This window comes from Hyphomonas sp. UBA3195 (assembly GCF_002366485.1).
Classification (GTDB): domain Bacteria; phylum Pseudomonadota; class Alphaproteobacteria; order Caulobacterales; family Hyphomonadaceae; genus Hyphomonas.
The window spans coordinates 141,811-157,363 of the sequence record NZ_DEXB01000003.1; the positions used below are offsets into that span (position 1 = coordinate 141,811).

A 15,553-nucleotide genomic window follows, 5' to 3' on the forward strand; every position below is an offset into this window, starting at 1 on the left:
ATGCAAACCTCACTAGGTCACATTTCGTCCACGGACGGCCCGTGCCACGAAGGACAAGACCAACAGAACGAGGAAAACGAAGAACAGGATTTTGGCGATACCTGCCGAAGCACCAGCGATGCCACCAAAGCCGAGGACTGCGGCGATCAACGCCAATACGAAAAATGCGATTGCCCAACCGAGCATGACAATAACTCCTTCTATCAAACAAATCGACGCGTCGTGGTCGATACGATGACAGTACAACCCGGTGGCAGGCATCCGAGTTCCAGATTATTTTTTTATCGACCATCGGAACCAAGGGACACGGGTAACGTTTGTTTACTGCTTAAAGCGGAAAGGAATTATCATGAAAAATACCGTGAAGATCGCAACACTCGGTGCCTTGGGCGCCCTGGCCACCCTGCTGGCAGCCTGCAACACTGTCGACGGCGTTGGCAAGGATGTCGAAGCCGGTGGCGAAGTTATCCAGGATACCGCACGGGACGTTGAGGAAGACATCAACGACTAAGCGGGCTGCAAACCAAGCCTGAAAAGACACGCTCGAATCGAGCGTGTCTTTTTTTGCTCATATGTTGGAAGTGAGCGGTACTCGCAGGGCAGCAAGAACGACTTATTGTGTGGAATGAACCGCTTGGCCGGAATAGGAGATCAGCAAAACTCGTGTTCGCTTGCTGGCGCGCATCAGCTCTGTGTGTTTGCGCAAACAGGTCCAGATCTGCCCGAGTCCAATAATCAGTACAGAAAATATCGCCCCGACGCGACGAGGACCGTTCAAGCGACGAAATATATCGAAGTGAGAGCGCAAACTACGGGATTGGCGTTGAATGTCTATCCGGGGATGTACTGCGTTGACCATAAACAACTTACGCATCCAAGCGATGCGAGTTCCGCATTGTCCTGCATGCTGACACACGGGGCGGACTGGATGTTGCTCTTCTACCTAAATATCCATGACAAGCTTATGCGAGCAGCCCAGTCCTGGTCGCGCTTCGGTCGTGAACTCCGCAGACAATTGTCTTGCAAAAGCGACCATGAGCTTGGAGCCCAGTCCGGAGTCCTCATCCGCTGAGTCATAGCCGAGACCTGTGTCCCTGATATCGAGAATGACCTTTTCGTTTACCAATGAAAGGCGCACAGCAACTTCGCCGCCATCTTCTTCAAAGGCATACTTCATCGCGTTGGTGACTGCCTCGACAATGAACAAAGCCATCGGAATGGCATCGTCGGCATCCCGCTGGATTTCGGCATAAGATTGGACGAGGTTTATGCCCGCCTCTGACATGCCCAATGCATCCGAAAGATGATTGAGAAGTCCGGTAAGGAAGGGTCGCATATCGACGGTTTCCAGGCGCTCATTCTGGTACAATGTTTGGTGAACAATCGCCAAGGCATCGATACGGTGGCGCGTCGCCGCAATTGCATCCCGGGCCTGTGGGTCCTTCAACTGTCGACCCTGCAAGTTCAGGAAGCTTGTAACAATCTGGAGATTGTTCTTCACGCGATGGTGAATCTCTTTCACGGCCGCATCGCGCGTGGAGATAGCCTCTTTGAGATCCTGGTCGCGATGGTCGATATCTTTCGCCATGACTTCCATCGCGGTCGCCAAATTGCGAATCTCCGAGGGGGCATCCACAAAAGAGTTACCCGCTTTGAATTGATACCGCCCCGCGCCATAGATACGAACTGTGCGGGTCAAGCGAGAGATCCACCTCAGCACCAATCCGTCAATCGCCATCCAAGCCGCCAGCAGTGTTACTGCGAACGCAAGTAAGGGTAGCCCGAACGAAGTCGCGGGCCGCAAAAAGAAATCATTCCACAAACCGTAGGAGGGACGCGCGATCACTGCGAATATGTTGGAATCACCGACAGGTCGCAGCACAACATCCGTGGAACCGCCACCGCTCTGCTCTGCCCGGAACAATTGGGCGGCGCGCGTTTCCTTCACCTGCTCAATCCATTCGGACGGGATTGGCCCAATAATGGGATCTCCAAACACCCTGCCCGTCTCATCTGCGATGGAAAGGGAAACGTAATCGGGCAGATAGCCGGCCTGAACGAGATTGGCGAGCTCAATTGCACTCAATGCAAATGTGTGGATGCCCACAAAATTTCCGGCTTCGTCCTCGACGCGTTTATTGAGCGCAAAGAGCCACTCGTCACTTGCGGACCCAAAGAATGCGTCACTCCGAGCAAAGGAGTCTCCTCCGGCCCTTAATCTGTCATGCAGAACCTGATTGTCACGACTGAGTGTGGGTGTACCTACACTGGCACAGACAACTTCACTGTCCTTGTCAAACGCCACGACATTGGTGAGCGACGGCAGATATTCAGACAATTCGTTGAATACACCGCTACACTCGCCCGCCGTCAATCGCGGCTCATAGAGCGAGAGCAATAACTCTGCTTGCTGTAGCGACTGGTTCACACCATCAATGGCTGCGCCCGCAACAACGACAAGGTTTTGGGCCTGGCTTTCCCGAATATCCCGGGCGTCGATATAGGCCTTGAACGCAGACAGCAGGAGAACGGGTGTCAGCGCAGCTGCCAGCGTCAAAACGAGCTTATTGCGCAAAGGTGCCGCGTTTGCGCCCTTGCTCTCCCCCTGGTCTAACCCACCCTGGTTACCCGACACCGGCAATATCATCTGCCTGCCGCATGATGTCATTGAAGGCGTCTTCCGCCCTCATTTCGGAGTCGTCGCTGAATCCCGCCCCATTTGATTCCAGAATCTCGACGACAGCTTTCCTGGCACGAGACACCCGGCTTTTGATCGTTCCGACAGCCACTCCGCAAATCTCCGCAGCTTCCTCATAGGGCAAGCCGCCCGCACCCACCAGAATGAGGGCCTCACGCTGATCAATTGGCAACCTACCGAGCGCATTGCGCATGGCGAGCAGGTCGAGCGTGTCGGATGGGTTACTGTTTGACACCAGCGTTGCTTCGGCAACTTCAGGATCAAGTGGGGTGCGGCGCCAAGACCGGCGTTTTTCCGAATAGAAAACATTTCGGAGAATCGTGAAGGCCCACGCCTTCATATTCGTGCCGGCCTGAAAGGATTGTCGCGCGTTCCACGCTTTCAGCATTGCATCCTGTGCAAGGTCATCTGCAAGCGTCGCATCACCGCACAAGCTGCGCGCAAAAGCCCGCAAATGTGGGATTAGCGCAGCAAGTTCGCGTTTGAATTCAGGATCGCTGAGTTTTTCCGTATTGTCTGTCATGGAAGCCCCCTCAGGATTTGTCTGAGGTGGAAGATGGCCGAGCCCTATCGGCTTCCTCGAGAAGCCGCAGGAACTCATCGGGCACATCTTCTTGCGCTACTTCGTCATATACGCGGCGCAATTGTTCACCAATGCGCTGCGTCCGCCTCTTGCTGCCGAGGTCGGATTTGACGGAGTTTTTGCGTCCGTTCTTTTCCATTCCGTCCAAACTATCCTGATTCACGATCTGATACCTAACTATATGAGTCTGATAGTTAAACAATCCGGCACCATATAAGTTCCACACTAATGCAGTATTTTGCACTAGTGTGGAACCGAAGCAGCTTTCACGAATTGTTAATGCGGTCCCAGAAGAGAGGTTCCCAATGAGTTTGGTACAATCGTTTGCCCCCCATCTGCCATTCTTGCGCCGGTACGCCCGGGCGCTAACAGGCAGTCAAGACAGCGGAGACGCGTATATTCGCGCGTCACTTCAAGCGCTCGTCGAAAATCCGGAAGTTGTCGACAATGTGGAGGATTCTCGTCTTTCGCTTTACCGCTTTTTCCACGTCATCTGGGGCACGACAGGCGCCCAGCTTGAAGGAAAAGATAGTAACAAAGGCGATCCTGCAGACAAGCGACTGCAGTCACTTGCACCCATCCAGCGGCAAGCTTTCCTGCTGACAGCCCTTGAGGGATTTTCTGCTTCGGACGCAGCTTACATCCTCGGAATTTCTGAAAAAGAGCAGCGTGTTCTCGAACAAGATGCTCAAAGAGAAATTGAGGGCGAGCTCGCTACGAAAGTTCTCATAATTGAGGATGAGCCCATTATTGCTGCAGATCTTGAAAGTCTCGTCGAAGACCTCGGCCATACGGTCACCGGTATCGCAACCACGCATCGCGAAGCGCTCTCTCTCTTCGGCGCGAATCCGCCAGGCCTGGTTCTCTGTGACATCCAACTTGCAGATGGGTCGTCCGGTATTGATGCCGCCCACGACATTTTGGCCGATCATGACGTGCCGATCATCTTCATCACGGCCTTCCCCGAACGCCTGCTGACTGGCGAGCGCCCGGAGCCGACCTACCTGATTCCAAAGCCCTTCCAGGAAAATACTGTGAAGGCTGCGATCGGTCAGGCGCTATTCTTCCATCCCGCCAACGAAAAGCGGGTGGACGCCTAAACTTCCGATGTCGCGCAATCAAAAGGCCGCCCGTACATAATGATGTACGGGCGGCCTTTGTTCATGAATCCGAGATATGTCAGACGCTGGCAGGCGCAAACATGCCGGTCAATGCCAGCACCAGCAACATGCCGACGAGAGCGATGACGATACCGATCCCCATAACGCTCAACAAGCCCGTCCGGCGACGGCCCTGGCGTGCCTCAGTTGTAGAGACCTCTTCTTGATGAGTTGTGTCTGGCATGAATTATTCCAATCCTGTTTGAGTGTTACCCCTGAATCAATTGTCATTGCGGGGAACGCGGTGTTGATTTGTGTGAGACGAGATAGCGCCGTTCGACAAAGGCGAATGCGAACCACCGTTCAGGTTGGCTCGCGCCACGAAATCGAGTTTGCGAACATGGAGATAATCAGTGTCGAATTGCGACAAACTCTCCATGCGCCTTCTATCGAGAATGGTGACCTGGCCTCGGGACTCATCGATAAGGCCCGATCGGCGCAGGGCTGACATTGTCCTCGACACATGAACCGGGGTCAGGCCGAGCGCATCCGCTAGGTCCGTGCGCGTCAAAGGCATGGGCAGGTGATCTTCTACTCCACCAACTGCAGCTCTCAATCTTCTTTGAAGCTCAAGCAATAGGTGTGCGATACGCTCCTTGGCAGACCTGCGACCGACGCGGACAATCTGTTCACGCAGGATGGATTCTTCCTGCACCGCTGCCCACCAGAAAGCTGCCGCGACATCGGCATCGCTGCGCAGCACATTCATGAACTGATCCGCTGCAACCGTCGCCACGACAGTGCGCGTTATGGCGGTCACTGAGTGGTCTGCCTTCACACCGGCAATGACTTGCATATCGAACACATCACCAGGCAACATGAAGTTGACGATCTGGCGACGGCCATCATCAAGAGAACGGTGTCGAATTGCCCAGCCTTCTTTCACGATAAATATCTTTGTGGGAGTTTCCCCCACACGGATTATGTCATCGCCGGATTGAAATGCGCGGGTTTGAAAATCGATTTGATCGAATTTGGACCACGCATCATCTCTTAGTGAGGCATATTGGGAAATTCTGTTTCTGAATACGTTCATGCGGTTCAAACGAATGTAGCTGTGCAAGGTTCCATCACCGAAAACTGCTGGCACTCGATGGAACGAAAGTTTCGATCGATCGTTGTATTGGCGCACACGAAATCAGGAGATTTAACGTGAACACCAAGACAGCCACCACACTCAAAGCTGAAACCGAGGGCGATTACGCTGCGCTCAAGGATGACATTGCCATGCTTCGCGGCGACCTGAAAAGCGTAATGGAAGACGTCCGGGGCCTTGCGAAGGTGAAGGCGCAAGCCGGAGTTGAAAAAGGCAAGGAAATGGCCGAGAAAGCTTCCGGCCAGTTCAAGGAAACCCGCGACGATGTTGAAACGGAAATTCGCAAGAATCCGCTAGCCGCTGTCGGAATCGCGTTCGGGGCTGGACTCATTCTCGCGATGATGAGGGGCAAATAATTCATGGACGCGACAAAGCTTAGGCTGTTCGCGGCTGTCGCCGGAATCGTATGCGGTTTCGGCGGCATGTTTGCTTTGTCTGTAGCCGGAATATTGGCGCTGGCATCTGTCATCGGATTGACGGCGGCCTGCTTCACAGTGGCCGCCATCCTTGTGGCAATTGCTGCCCTTATGCTGTATATATTCCTGCTACCCTATCGCAAATCATCAGAAGAGATCGATGATTTGGAAGAGTCCACGGCGAATGCATTGGCAGACCTTCCGTTCGACACGCTGAAATCCCTGGTCCAGAAATATCCGGTCTCTGTATCCGCGGGCGCGATGTTGCTCGGATACACGCTTGTGCGTGACCCCAAGACCGCGACACGTCATGCCCAGAGGCTTCTACTCGGTTTGCTTTAGCGGCGCCAATTACAGACAAATCATGCCAGAACACCTATATTGTTAGCATGAGATCATTTCTGCTTGTTGCCTCAGCGGTTGGTGCCGGATTGGCTTTTGGCCGCAGATACCTCGAACGCGGGGTTTCTGCCCAGAAGAACAAGGTGATCGAGACAGCAGCCGTGGAAACGCGTCGCCAGATCAAGCGCCATGCAGATGATTTTCTCAAAAAGAGCTTTCGGTCATTCGCTATCGCGACGGCTATCAAACTGCTTATCCTCGCGACGCTTTGGGGACTTTTCCATGGCGGCGTTATTGAGCGGCCTTATTTTATCTGGGGTGTGACAGGTATTCTCGCCGCGTTTCTTGTTCGTGATATCTGGGTTACGTGGCCCTTTGTTCGGCTTGGGCTAGTAGAACTTTCTCGCTATGGCTGGCGCCCCAAGCGCGCGCTCGGTGAGGTCGTCGCCGGGCATGTGTTTCAGCAAGTCCTGACGGAAGCCCAATCTGCTCCGTCCACTCGCTCTTCGAAAGTCATGCTGGTGCTTTCGGGTCAATCCCGCGAAGGGATCGAGCATGACATTGCAACCTCTGTCGCCGCCATCGCTCGAGATACGTCCTGGTCCGATCTGCGACCATTTCTTGCGTCTGCTGCCATCAAGACCGCCGCATTGATGATCATTTATTCGGTGAGCGTTTTCCTGCTCATGGCCTGATATCAATCAGGCAGCCTCGGCCATAAGCACTTCGGCATGTATCACCAACTGATGTAATGTGGACTGCTCAGCAAGCCCGGCCGTGTCATTGGAAACGGCCGGAACAATTCCATTCAGCTCATCCATCAGAACTGCGCGCGCCCGACTTGCCCGGCTTTTGATTGTTCCAGGCGAGCAGTCCATGATCGCACCCGCTTCCTCATAAGTGAGGCCGGCCGCCAGAACCAGAATGACTGCATCCCTTTGTTTGATCGGCAGGGAGTAGATTGCCTGGACAGCGTGCGACGCCTCCCTCAGCATTTCAGCTGATGTGTTATCAACAAGAGCTTCTTCGAGAAATCCGCTTTCAACATCAACATTGCGCCAAGCGCGACGGCTGTGCTGGAGATACTCATTTCGAACAATTCGCAGGATCCACGGTCTCATCCTTGCGGTTCGATCGAAAGATTCCGCCGCCGCCCAGGCTTTCAGGCATGCAGACTGAACGATGTCGTCGGCCAGCGTCGCATCATGGCAAAGGCTACGCGCGAACGCGCGCATTTGAGGTAACAATGCCTCCAGCTCATCAACAAAGGACCAGTCTGGGTTGGGATTTTCTCCGGTATCGGTCATGCCGTCACGTATCCTATCGCTTTAGCGAGGTCTCCACTTCTCTCATGGCGCCAAGAAGTTCCCGAAATCGGTAGGGAAGAGGCTCTGTCACCACGGCCGCGTACTCGGCTCGCAGGTGAGCTTCGAACCGCCGACTCCCTCCCGTCGCCTTGGTCGTGAAAGCGAATATTCTTCTGCGTTCGGGACGACGGGCGCTCATGCGCACCATTTATCCGTTCGCCAAAATAACAAATCATGAATTCGTTCCCACCATACGATCTGTCTTGACTTCATACAGAAGTAAATCAGTGGCGGGTTAACGAATCTAAAACCACTATTGGTTGAAATACAGTCAACCACCCGCCGCCTCTGCGGAACAGCACGCTTCAGACGACAGCCCCTTTCTATAGAAAGAGATGCGGGGGAGTTATTCTATCTCGTTGGAACAGGCTCGGGCCCGGAATAGTCGTAGAATCCCTTGCCGACTTTTTTCCCAACCCAGCCCGCTTCAACATATTTCACGAGCAATGGACACGGTCTGTATTTGGTGTCGGCAAGACCATCATGCAAAACTTGCATGATCGACAGACATGTATCGAGACCGATGAAGTCGGCAAGCGTCAACGGCCCCATCGGATGATTTGCGCCCAGGCGCATCGCCGTATCAATGCTTTCAACCGTGCCTACACCCTCGTAGAGAGCGTAGACGGCCTCATTGATCATGGGCACAAGGATCCGGTTGACGATAAAGGCCGGGTAGTCCTCGGCATTCGTGGTCGTCTTCTCTAGGCGCCCTGCAAACTCGATGGCGGTTTCGTAGGTTTCCTGATCCGTTGCGAGCCCACGGATCACTTCAACCAGCTTCATCAGCGGAACGGGATTCATGAAGTGAAGCCCGATAAACCGTTCGGGACGGTCGGTGACGGACGCAAGCCGGGTGATCGAAATGGACGACGTATTCGTCGCCAGAAATGTACTCGTAGGCACGATTTCACAGATTGAACGAAAGATCTGTTCCTTGATTTCGCGGCGCTCTGTGGCGGCCTCAATAACAAGGTTGGCGGCCTCATGGTCCTTCAAGACAGTTGTTGGCTTAATGCGCCCGAGCGCAGTGTCCATATCGCCCTGATCGTATTGTCCCCGCCCAACCTGGCGGGCCATATTACGTTCAATCGCTTTCATGCCTTTGGCGAGAGACTCTTCGGAAATATCACTGAGAACGACGTCGTATCCGGCCAGCGCACTGACATGGGCAATACCATTCCCCATCTGGCCCGCGCCAATCACGCCAATTGTCTTCAGGTCTGCCATAAGTCTCGTCCAGATCGTCGTAAAAGAGAGATGTCATATCCTGTTTGTGCAGTGCGTCAAACACAAGTCTGGGATGCAGTCGCCGCGGGTATATCCGCAATCGTGCACGATGGTCCCGCCTGCAGACGGTCCGACAAGACCGAAGTGGGTAAGTCAGGATCGATCCCGCGCTAGGCGGTGTAAATCATCCTGCGTGTCATGCCGCCGTCCACTGTCAGCACCTGACCCGTCACAAAGCCAGCACCAGACAGGTAGGCCACCGCATGTACGATATCTTCGACTTCCCCCACTCGACCGACTGGATGCTGCGCGTGCGCCTCACCAGACAGCACGTCACCAGTTGAATTGATCCAGCCGGGCGCAATTGCGTTGGCCCGGACATCCGGCCCGAGACCGATGGCCAGCGCATGTGTCAGGCCAATGATCCCGCCCTTAGCCGCCGCATACCCATAGGTGTCCGGCTCCGACTGATACGCCCGGGTCGATGTCATATTGACGATACTGCCCTTGGCAGCGCGCAAACAAGGCATGCATTCTCGCGCCATCAGGAAACTGCCGGTCAGGTGCGGTGCAATCCAGCTATTCCAGTCATTGAGACTCATCTCCTCAAGAGGCCCGGCGACGGGCTCGGCCGGTCCGCCATTGTTCACGAGCAGGTCAAGCTGTTCAAACCCGGCATCTGCTACCGCGGCGCGAATACTCTCTTCGGATGACAGGTCACACCAAATCGGCTGAATCCCGTCTTTCGGGAGCGAGGCAAGACCATCATGATCGATATCCAGCGCAGCGACGCGCCAATCTTCATTGGCAAAATGCACTGCAATTGCACGGCCGATACCCGACGCTGCACCTGTTACGATGACTGTTCGCATGCAATCTCCTGATCATGGCTTAGCTCGCTCTATACAAAACAACCCGCAACTCCCCTGAGGAGTTGCGGGTTGAATTCAGTCAGGGCCGAAAAGCTTACAGCGCCTCGGTCAGTTCCGGGACGGCATTGAAGAGGTCTGCAACCAGGCCATAATCGGCGACCTGGAAAATCGGAGCCTCTTCGTCCTTGTTGATCGCGACAATGATCTTGGAGTCCTTCATACCAGCAAGGTGCTGGATGGCCCCGGAGATGCCGACAGCAACATACAGTTCAGGCGCAACGATTTTGCCGGTCTGGCCCACCTGATAATCGTTCGGGGCGTAGCCCGCATCGACAGCGGCGCGCGAAGCGCCGACAGCTGCTTCCAGCTTGTCAGCCAGCGGCACGATCAGGCGGTCAAATTCTTCTTTCGAGCCCAGCGCGCGGCCACCGGACACGACGCGTTTCGCGCCAGCCAGTTCCGGACGGTCGGATTTGACCATCTGCTCCGACACGAATTCGGATTTGAATGGTCCTGCAGGTGCATCTGCTGCTTCGACCGAAGCCGAACCATCTTCACCAGCAGCTTCGAACGCCGTGCCACGAACCGTGATGACTTTCTTCGCATCGGAAGACTTCACCGTCAGGATGGCGTTGCCGGCATAGATCGGACGCTCGAACGTGTCGGTGTCGATGACATCCGTGATATCCGACAGCTGCATGACGTCCAGCTTGGCCGCGATACGCGGAGCCATGTTCTTGCCCGTCGTCGTAGCCGGGATGAAAACGGCGTCATAGCCGGACATCATTGGCACAACGAGGGCTTCCATGGCTTCCGCCAGTTGCTTTGCAACCGAGGCGCCATCCACGTGAACGACCTTGCGGACACCGGAAACCTTGGCAGCAGAAGCTGCCACGTCGCCTGCGCCTTCGCCAGCCACCAGGATGTCTACGTCGCCGCCAAACTTTGCAGCTGCGGTAACAACTTTGTGGGTCGCGTCGTTCAGGGACGCATTGTCGTGTTCAGCAATAACCAGAACAGCCATTAGATCGCTCCCGCTGATTTGAGTTTCGAAACAAGCGTCGCAACGTCTTCGACCTTTTCGCCCGCCTCGCGCACAGGCGGCTCAGTCACTTTCACAACTGACAGGCGCGGCGAGATGTCGACGCCATAATCGCCGGGAGCTTTCTCATCGATTGGCTTCTTCTTCGCCTTCATGATGTTTGGCAGAGACGCGTAGCGCGGCTCGTTAAGGCGCAGATCGACGGTGACAATTGCCGGTGTGGCCAGTTTCACGGTCTGCAGGCCGCCATCGACTTCGCGGGTCACGGTCAGGGCGTCGCCGTCCTTCTCGATCTTGTAAGCGAATGTGCCTTGTGGCCAGTCCAGCAACGCTGCCAGCATCTGGCCGGTCTGGTTGGAATCATCGTCAATGGCCTGCTTGCCGAGGAGCACCAGGTCCGGGCTCTCTTCTGCAACAACTTTTGCAAGGATTTTCGCAACCGCCAGCGGTTCGACGGTTTCGTCCGTATTGATCAAGATGCCGCGGTCGCCGCCCATGGCCAGCGCTGTGCGAATGGTTTCCTGAGCCTGTTTCGGACCGATGGACACGATCACAACTTCGGTCGCCGTGCCGGCTTCCTTCATGCGAACTGCTTCTTCGACAGAAATCTCGTCAAATGGGTTCATCGACATTTTGACGTTTGCGAGATCGACACCCGTCTGATCGGGCTTCACCCGAACTTTGACGTTATAGTCGATGACGCGTTTGACCGGTACCAGGACCTTCATACAACCGCTCCAGACATAGTTGGAATTAAACTCGTGTGGGGTGTGCCTAACGCCCGCGCAGAAAAGACGCAAGGTTGACGTTGACGTAAGTGTCAATTTGGCGCGGAAAATTTTGCAAAGCTCGCTCCTATGTGCGGCAGAAATACAATTCCCTGCCCCAGATAGCCCGTCGCACACGGGGAGCTTGGCCGTTTTGCAAACCTGCGCTAAACGCCTCCCTTCTCCTGATCAGACCAAATTCGAAGAGGGCGCCATGGCAGGCCATAGTAAATGGGCAAATATCCAGCACCGCAAAGGTGCGCAGGACAAGAAGCGCGCCGTACTCTTCGCGCGCCTGTCAAAAGAGATCACGATCGCGTCCAAGATGGGCGGACCAGATCCGGACGGGAATCCACGCCTTCGCCTTGCGATTCAGAACGCCAAGGGCCAGTCCGTCCCCAAGGACAATATCCAGCGCGCCATCGACAAGGGCCAGGGCGGCGGCGGCGAAGACTATGTGGACATCCGCTATGAAGGCTTCGGGCCCGGCGGTGTTGGCGTAATCGTCGAGGCGTCAACCGACAACAAGAACCGCACGGCGACCGATGTGCGCACAGCCTTTTCGAAGAATGGCGGCAATCTCGGCGAAACGGGCTCGGTCTCGTTCAGTTTCGACCAGGTTGGCGAAATCGAATATCCTGCGAGCGTGGGCACCGAAGACGAAGTCATGGAAGCGGCGATCCTTGCGGGCGCTCAGGACGTGGAATCAGACACCGAAAGCCACTGGATCTACACGGCTCGCGAAGACCTCCAGACCGTAGCCGACGCGCTGACTGAACATTTCGGCGCAGATGTCGAAGCCAAGTCGACGAAATTGATCTGGAAACCGCAGAGCAATATCCCCGTGGACGGCGACGCGGCCGACACGTTGATGAAGCTGCTGGACGTGCTCGACGAATTGGATGACGTGCAGAATGTCTACGACAATTCCGAACTGTCCGACGCCGAAATGGCCCGCCTCGCCGAGGGCTAAGTCAATCTTCTGACCAAACACAAAGCTCCGTTTGGCAGCCATTTGGGTTGCTTGACATTCTTCGATACGATTATACTTTGTTTTTCAAAGTTATTTGTGGAGACGAAAATGAACCCTCAATCCCTCACCGATGATCTTGCCTATGTGCGCGATCTGGCAGAAGCCGGACAGAAGGCACCGCTTCTCGGCGGACGCTTCCTGATCTTGTGGGGCGCGCTGACCACACTGGCCTATCTCGGCCACTACGCCATTGCGACGGGCATGTGGGGTCTTTCGCCCATGGCGTTCGCCTTCCTCTGGATCGGCTATGTCGTCCTCGGTATGGGCGGCATGTTCATCATGCAGGCAGGCTTTTCTGCCCGCAAGCCGGGCGCAGCCTCAGTGGGAAATCAGGTCTCTCGCATTGTCTGGCAGGCCGCAGGGTATTTTCTTGGCGCCTATTTCATGGGAGCTTTCATTGCGGCCCTGTTGGGCCAAGGTACCGCCGCCTTCATGTGGTCAGTCCCAATGGTGATCGGACTCTATGGCCTGGCCCAATACGTATCCGGCGTGATGGCACAAAACCGTATCCTCTCTTTCAGCGGCAGTGCCGCCATGGCCAGCACATTGCCAGCGGTGCTCCTCATGCAGACGCCTTATATCGTGCTTCTCGGATCAGCTGTAGCGGCGCTCTGTGTCCTGTTACCCGGCCTTCTATTGATGCGGAACGAACCCTCGGAAACAGTGTAACGCCCATGCCCGAGAAAAACCCCTTCAATCATAACGACATCGACGATGTCATCCATGGGCGTCTCCGCCTCGGCATCATGGCGTACCTATCCAGTGTCAGTCCCGCCATTTTCGGAGAGCTGCGCGACAAGGTCGCAGCGACAGATGGAAACCTGTCCACGCATTTGCGGAAACTGGAAGAGGCCGGATATGTCGAATTGGAAAAGCGCTTCGTTGGCCGCCGGCCCCAGACACGTATCCACTTGACTGAGCCGGGTCGAAAAGCCTGGATGGTCTGGCTGGACCGGATGCAGGCGCTGATGCGTGCGGCGGAATAGATCAAGGCCCGATCATACGAATTTGCTCGTTTCCGGCCTCGCCAGCCCGCGCAAAATCTTTCCAGCCCAACGCCTCATAGGCTTTACGGGCGGAAGCGTTTTGTGCGTCCACATCAAGCAGCAATGGCTGGCCCATCGCTTCACGGCCAACATGCAGCAGACCGCGCCCAACGCCGCATAGGCGCCAATCGGGCGCCACGAACAAATGGTCCACATATCCGGAATCAGGGCGCAGTGTCAGGAAGCCGACCACCCCCGCCTGTGGCTCTTCGGTGACCCATGCCCGCGCCGTCGGCAGGGAGTTGAACAATTGCCTCAGATAGGGTGCCGCCGGACCGCGCCACGGAAACTCTCTCAGGCAATCACGAAACAATTGATAGCACGGGCGATAGTCCCGGCGTTCAAAGTCGCGGATATGCCAGCCTGCTCCGGAATGTGTGTACATGTGAAAAGAGTGGGCCCGATACATGATCGGGTCCACTCTTTATATCAGATGCATTTCAGCCAATTGCTGAATGCCTACATTTGCATCGTCCAGCCTTCGATACCCATCGCCGCCTGACGGACCGCTTCCGAGAGAGTGGGGTGAGCATGACACGTGCGCGCAATATCTTCCGAGGCCGCACCGAATTCCATGGCGACGCAGATCTCGGCGATAAGTTCGCCAACGCCGACACCCACCATATGGACCCCAAGAATTCTGTCGGTCTTCTTGTCGGCCAGCATTTTCACGAACCCGTCTGTTTCGTGGTTTGTGCGGGCGCGCGAATTGGCCATGAAGGGGAACTTGCTTTTCACATATTCCACGCCTGCTTCTTTCAGCTGCTCTTCCGTTTGACCGACCCATGCCATTTCCGGCTTGGTGTAGACAACGCTTGGCACGAGGTCGTAATTCACATGGCCTGCCTTGCCAGCGATCAATTCAGCAACAGCCGTGCCGTCGTCCTCAGCCTTGTGCGCCAGCATCGGCCCGTGAATGCAATCGCCCACAGCCCAGACGCCGTCAGCTACCTTGAAGTGACCATCGGTCACTTGCACGACGCCGCGCTTGTCTGTTGTGCCGCCAACCGCTTCGAGCCCAAGGCCTTCCGTGTACGGCTTGCGACCAATCGCAACGATTACGACATCGGCGTCAAGCACTTCGGTTTCACCGCCCGCAGCCGGCTCCATGCTCAGCTTCAGTTTGGATTTGAGTTTCTCGACGCCGGTCACTTTCATGCCGAGACGGAAATTCAGGCCCTGCTTCTTGAAGATCTTCTGGGCTTCCTTGGCGACATCCGCATCGGCGCCCGGCATGACGCGATCAAGATACTCCACCACAGTCACTTCCGAGCCGAGACGTGCCCATACCGATCCCATTTCGAGACCGATCACCCCGGCCCCGATCAGGACGAGACGTTTTGGAATCGAGGTCAGCGACAGCGCACCGACATTTGTCACGACGCGTTCTTCATCGATCTCAATGCCTGGAAGGTTGGCTGGCTCAGAGCCCGTCGCGATCACGATGTTCTTCGTGTCCAGGGTCTGGGTCTTGCCATCGAGCCCTTTGACTTCGACTTTCCCTTTGCCAAGGATCTTGCCACGGCCCTTGATGTAATCGACCTTGTTTTTCTTGAAGAGAAATTCGATGCCTTTGGTCAGGCCGTCGACCGCTTCGGCTTTTTGAGCCATCATCTGGTCGAGATCAATTTCCAGCTTGCCGGTCTTGATGCCCATGCCTTCAAATTCGTTCTGCGCTGTTGCGTAGAGTTCCGAAGCATGCAGAAGCGCCTTGGACGGGATGCATCCGACGTTCAGGCAAGTGCCGCCCAGTACGCCGCGATCCTCGATACACACGGTCTTCAGGCCGAGCTGTCCGGCACGAATTGCGCAATTGTAGCCGCCGGGGCCGCCACCGATAATGACGACGTCGTATGTCTCAGCCATGGGGAAATCTGCCTTGCTTAGAGGGCCCAGTAGGA

Annotated in this window: 22 protein-coding genes; 8 read left to right on the forward strand and 14 right to left on the reverse strand. The window is 55.5% G+C overall.

Annotation, left to right across the window (positions count from 1 at the left end; translation table 11 throughout):
• Positions 1 to 12: 12 nt before the first annotated feature.
• Positions 13 to 186 (reverse strand): DUF1328 domain-containing protein, encoded by a 174-nt coding sequence (locus B2344_RS01835; protein WP_034814608.1) that lies wholly within the window; start codon positions 184 to 186, stop codon positions 13 to 15.
• Between the two features lie 163 nt (positions 187 to 349).
• Between B2344_RS01835 and B2344_RS01840 the strand changes: the two genes are divergently transcribed.
• A complete protein-coding gene (locus B2344_RS01840) occupies positions 350 to 511 on the forward strand; it encodes an entericidin A/B family lipoprotein (RefSeq protein ID WP_084333302.1) in 162 nt (53 codons plus the stop codon).
• 432 nt (positions 512 to 943) lie between these two features.
• On the opposite strand, the gene B2344_RS01845 is transcribed toward B2344_RS01840, so the two are convergent.
• Genes B2344_RS01845 through B2344_RS15940 form a run of 3 tightly spaced genes read right to left on the reverse strand, consistent with a single transcriptional unit; the run spans position 944 to position 3,420 of the window.
• Positions 944 to 2,647 carry a sensor histidine kinase gene (locus B2344_RS01845; RefSeq protein WP_290484555.1) on the reverse strand — a complete coding sequence of 568 codons (1,704 nt, stop codon included), beginning with the start codon at positions 2,645 to 2,647 and terminating at the stop codon, positions 944 to 946.
• Positions 2,625 to 3,221 (reverse strand): sigma-70 family RNA polymerase sigma factor, encoded by a 597-nt coding sequence (locus tag B2344_RS01850; RefSeq protein WP_206991638.1) that lies wholly within the window; start codon positions 3,219 to 3,221, stop codon positions 2,625 to 2,627. Before B2344_RS01850 ends, B2344_RS01845 begins: the two co-directional genes overlap by 23 nt.
• Before the next feature lie 10 nt (positions 3,222 to 3,231).
• Complete coding sequence (locus B2344_RS15940; protein ID WP_034814600.1) at positions 3,232 to 3,420, reverse strand: NepR family anti-sigma factor; 189 nt, start codon at positions 3,418 to 3,420, stop codon at positions 3,232 to 3,234.
• Between the two features lie 166 nt (positions 3,421 to 3,586).
• Between B2344_RS15940 and B2344_RS01855 the strand changes: the two genes are divergently transcribed.
• Complete coding sequence (locus B2344_RS01855) at positions 3,587 to 4,381, forward strand: response regulator (RefSeq protein ID WP_206993295.1); 795 nt, start codon at positions 3,587 to 3,589, stop codon at positions 4,379 to 4,381.
• Positions 4,382 to 4,460: 79 nt separating this feature from the next.
• Here the strand turns inward: B2344_RS01855 and B2344_RS01860 are convergent, their stop codons facing one another.
• Positions 4,461 to 4,625: a hypothetical protein gene (locus B2344_RS01860; protein WP_156947879.1), complete on the reverse strand. Its 165-nt coding sequence runs from the start codon at positions 4,623 to 4,625 to the stop codon at positions 4,461 to 4,463.
• 36 nt (positions 4,626 to 4,661) lie between these two features.
• Positions 4,662 to 5,573, reverse strand: a complete 912-nt coding sequence (locus B2344_RS01865; protein ID WP_290484556.1) for a Crp/Fnr family transcriptional regulator — start codon at positions 5,571 to 5,573, stop codon at positions 4,662 to 4,664.
• Positions 5,574 to 5,593: 20 nt separating this feature from the next.
• Here B2344_RS01865 and B2344_RS01870 point away from each other — a divergent pair, with 20 nt between their 5' ends.
• The 3 genes from B2344_RS01870 to B2344_RS01880 are packed head-to-tail and all read left to right on the forward strand — an operon-like array spanning position 5,594 to position 6,990.
• The gene (locus B2344_RS01870; RefSeq protein WP_290480207.1) at positions 5,594 to 5,893 is read left to right on the forward strand and encodes a DUF883 family protein; all 300 of its coding nucleotides are present in this window, start codon (positions 5,594 to 5,596) and stop codon (positions 5,891 to 5,893) included.
• A gap of 3 nt (positions 5,894 to 5,896) precedes the next feature.
• On the forward strand, positions 5,897 to 6,295 hold the full coding sequence (locus B2344_RS01875) for a hypothetical protein (RefSeq protein WP_206991642.1): 399 nt from the start codon (positions 5,897 to 5,899) through the stop codon (positions 6,293 to 6,295).
• 47 nt (positions 6,296 to 6,342) lie between these two features.
• Positions 6,343 to 6,990, forward strand: a complete 648-nt coding sequence (locus tag B2344_RS01880) for a hypothetical protein (RefSeq protein ID WP_290484557.1) — start codon at positions 6,343 to 6,345, stop codon at positions 6,988 to 6,990.
• Positions 6,991 to 6,996: 6 nt separating this feature from the next.
• On the opposite strand, the gene B2344_RS01885 is transcribed toward B2344_RS01880, so the two are convergent.
• The 6 genes from B2344_RS01885 to B2344_RS01905 all read right to left on the reverse strand — a co-directional run bounded on the left by B2344_RS01885 (position 6,997) and on the right by B2344_RS01905 (position 11,534).
• Positions 6,997 to 7,602: a sigma-70 family RNA polymerase sigma factor gene (locus tag B2344_RS01885; RefSeq protein WP_290484558.1), complete on the reverse strand. Its 606-nt coding sequence runs from the start codon at positions 7,600 to 7,602 to the stop codon at positions 6,997 to 6,999.
• A gap of 13 nt (positions 7,603 to 7,615) precedes the next feature.
• Positions 7,616 to 7,810 carry a NepR family anti-sigma factor gene (locus B2344_RS15985; protein WP_414651724.1) on the reverse strand — a complete coding sequence of 65 codons (195 nt, stop codon included), beginning with the start codon at positions 7,808 to 7,810 and terminating at the stop codon, positions 7,616 to 7,618.
• Positions 7,811 to 8,013: 203 nt separating this feature from the next.
• Positions 8,014 to 8,892 carry a 3-hydroxybutyryl-CoA dehydrogenase gene (locus B2344_RS01890; RefSeq protein WP_290484559.1) on the reverse strand — a complete coding sequence of 293 codons (879 nt, stop codon included), beginning with the start codon at positions 8,890 to 8,892 and terminating at the stop codon, positions 8,014 to 8,016.
• A 170-nt stretch (positions 8,893 to 9,062) separates the two neighbouring features.
• On the reverse strand, positions 9,063 to 9,764 hold the full coding sequence (locus B2344_RS01895) for an SDR family oxidoreductase (protein WP_290484560.1): 702 nt from the start codon (positions 9,762 to 9,764) through the stop codon (positions 9,063 to 9,065).
• Positions 9,765 to 9,858: 94 nt separating this feature from the next.
• Positions 9,859 to 10,788 carry an electron transfer flavoprotein subunit alpha/FixB family protein gene (locus B2344_RS01900; RefSeq protein ID WP_290482643.1) on the reverse strand — a complete coding sequence of 310 codons (930 nt, stop codon included), beginning with the start codon at positions 10,786 to 10,788 and terminating at the stop codon, positions 9,859 to 9,861.
• Positions 10,788 to 11,534, reverse strand: coding sequence for an electron transfer flavoprotein subunit beta/FixA family protein (locus B2344_RS01905; protein WP_034814577.1), 747 nt, complete (start codon positions 11,532 to 11,534; stop codon positions 10,788 to 10,790). The genes B2344_RS01900 and B2344_RS01905 overlap by 1 nt, the downstream gene beginning before the upstream one ends.
• A 253-nt stretch (positions 11,535 to 11,787) precedes the next feature.
• On the opposite strand from B2344_RS01905, the gene B2344_RS01910 reads away from it, so the two are divergent.
• The 3 genes from B2344_RS01910 to B2344_RS01920 all read left to right on the forward strand — a co-directional run bounded on the left by B2344_RS01910 (position 11,788) and on the right by B2344_RS01920 (position 13,592).
• The gene (locus B2344_RS01910) at positions 11,788 to 12,546 is read left to right on the forward strand and encodes a YebC/PmpR family DNA-binding transcriptional regulator (protein WP_290482644.1); all 759 of its coding nucleotides are present in this window, start codon (positions 11,788 to 11,790) and stop codon (positions 12,544 to 12,546) included.
• A gap of 108 nt (positions 12,547 to 12,654) precedes the next feature.
• Positions 12,655 to 13,275, forward strand: coding sequence for a hypothetical protein (locus tag B2344_RS01915; protein ID WP_290484561.1), 621 nt, complete (start codon positions 12,655 to 12,657; stop codon positions 13,273 to 13,275).
• Positions 13,276 to 13,280: 5 nt separating this feature from the next.
• Positions 13,281 to 13,592: a winged helix-turn-helix domain-containing protein gene (locus B2344_RS01920; RefSeq protein WP_290484562.1), complete on the forward strand. Its 312-nt coding sequence runs from the start codon at positions 13,281 to 13,283 to the stop codon at positions 13,590 to 13,592.
• A gap of 1 nt (position 13,593) precedes the next feature.
• Here the strand turns inward: B2344_RS01920 and B2344_RS01925 are convergent, their stop codons facing one another.
• Both B2344_RS01925 and lpdA read right to left on the reverse strand, forming a co-directional pair.
• Positions 13,594 to 14,037 carry a GNAT family N-acetyltransferase gene (locus tag B2344_RS01925; RefSeq protein ID WP_290484563.1) on the reverse strand — a complete coding sequence of 148 codons (444 nt, stop codon included), beginning with the start codon at positions 14,035 to 14,037 and terminating at the stop codon, positions 13,594 to 13,596.
• A gap of 74 nt (positions 14,038 to 14,111) precedes the next feature.
• Positions 14,112 to 15,518: a dihydrolipoyl dehydrogenase gene (gene lpdA, locus B2344_RS01930; protein WP_290501542.1), complete on the reverse strand. Its 1,407-nt coding sequence runs from the start codon at positions 15,516 to 15,518 to the stop codon at positions 14,112 to 14,114.
• Between the last annotated feature and the right edge of the window lie 35 nt (positions 15,519 to 15,553).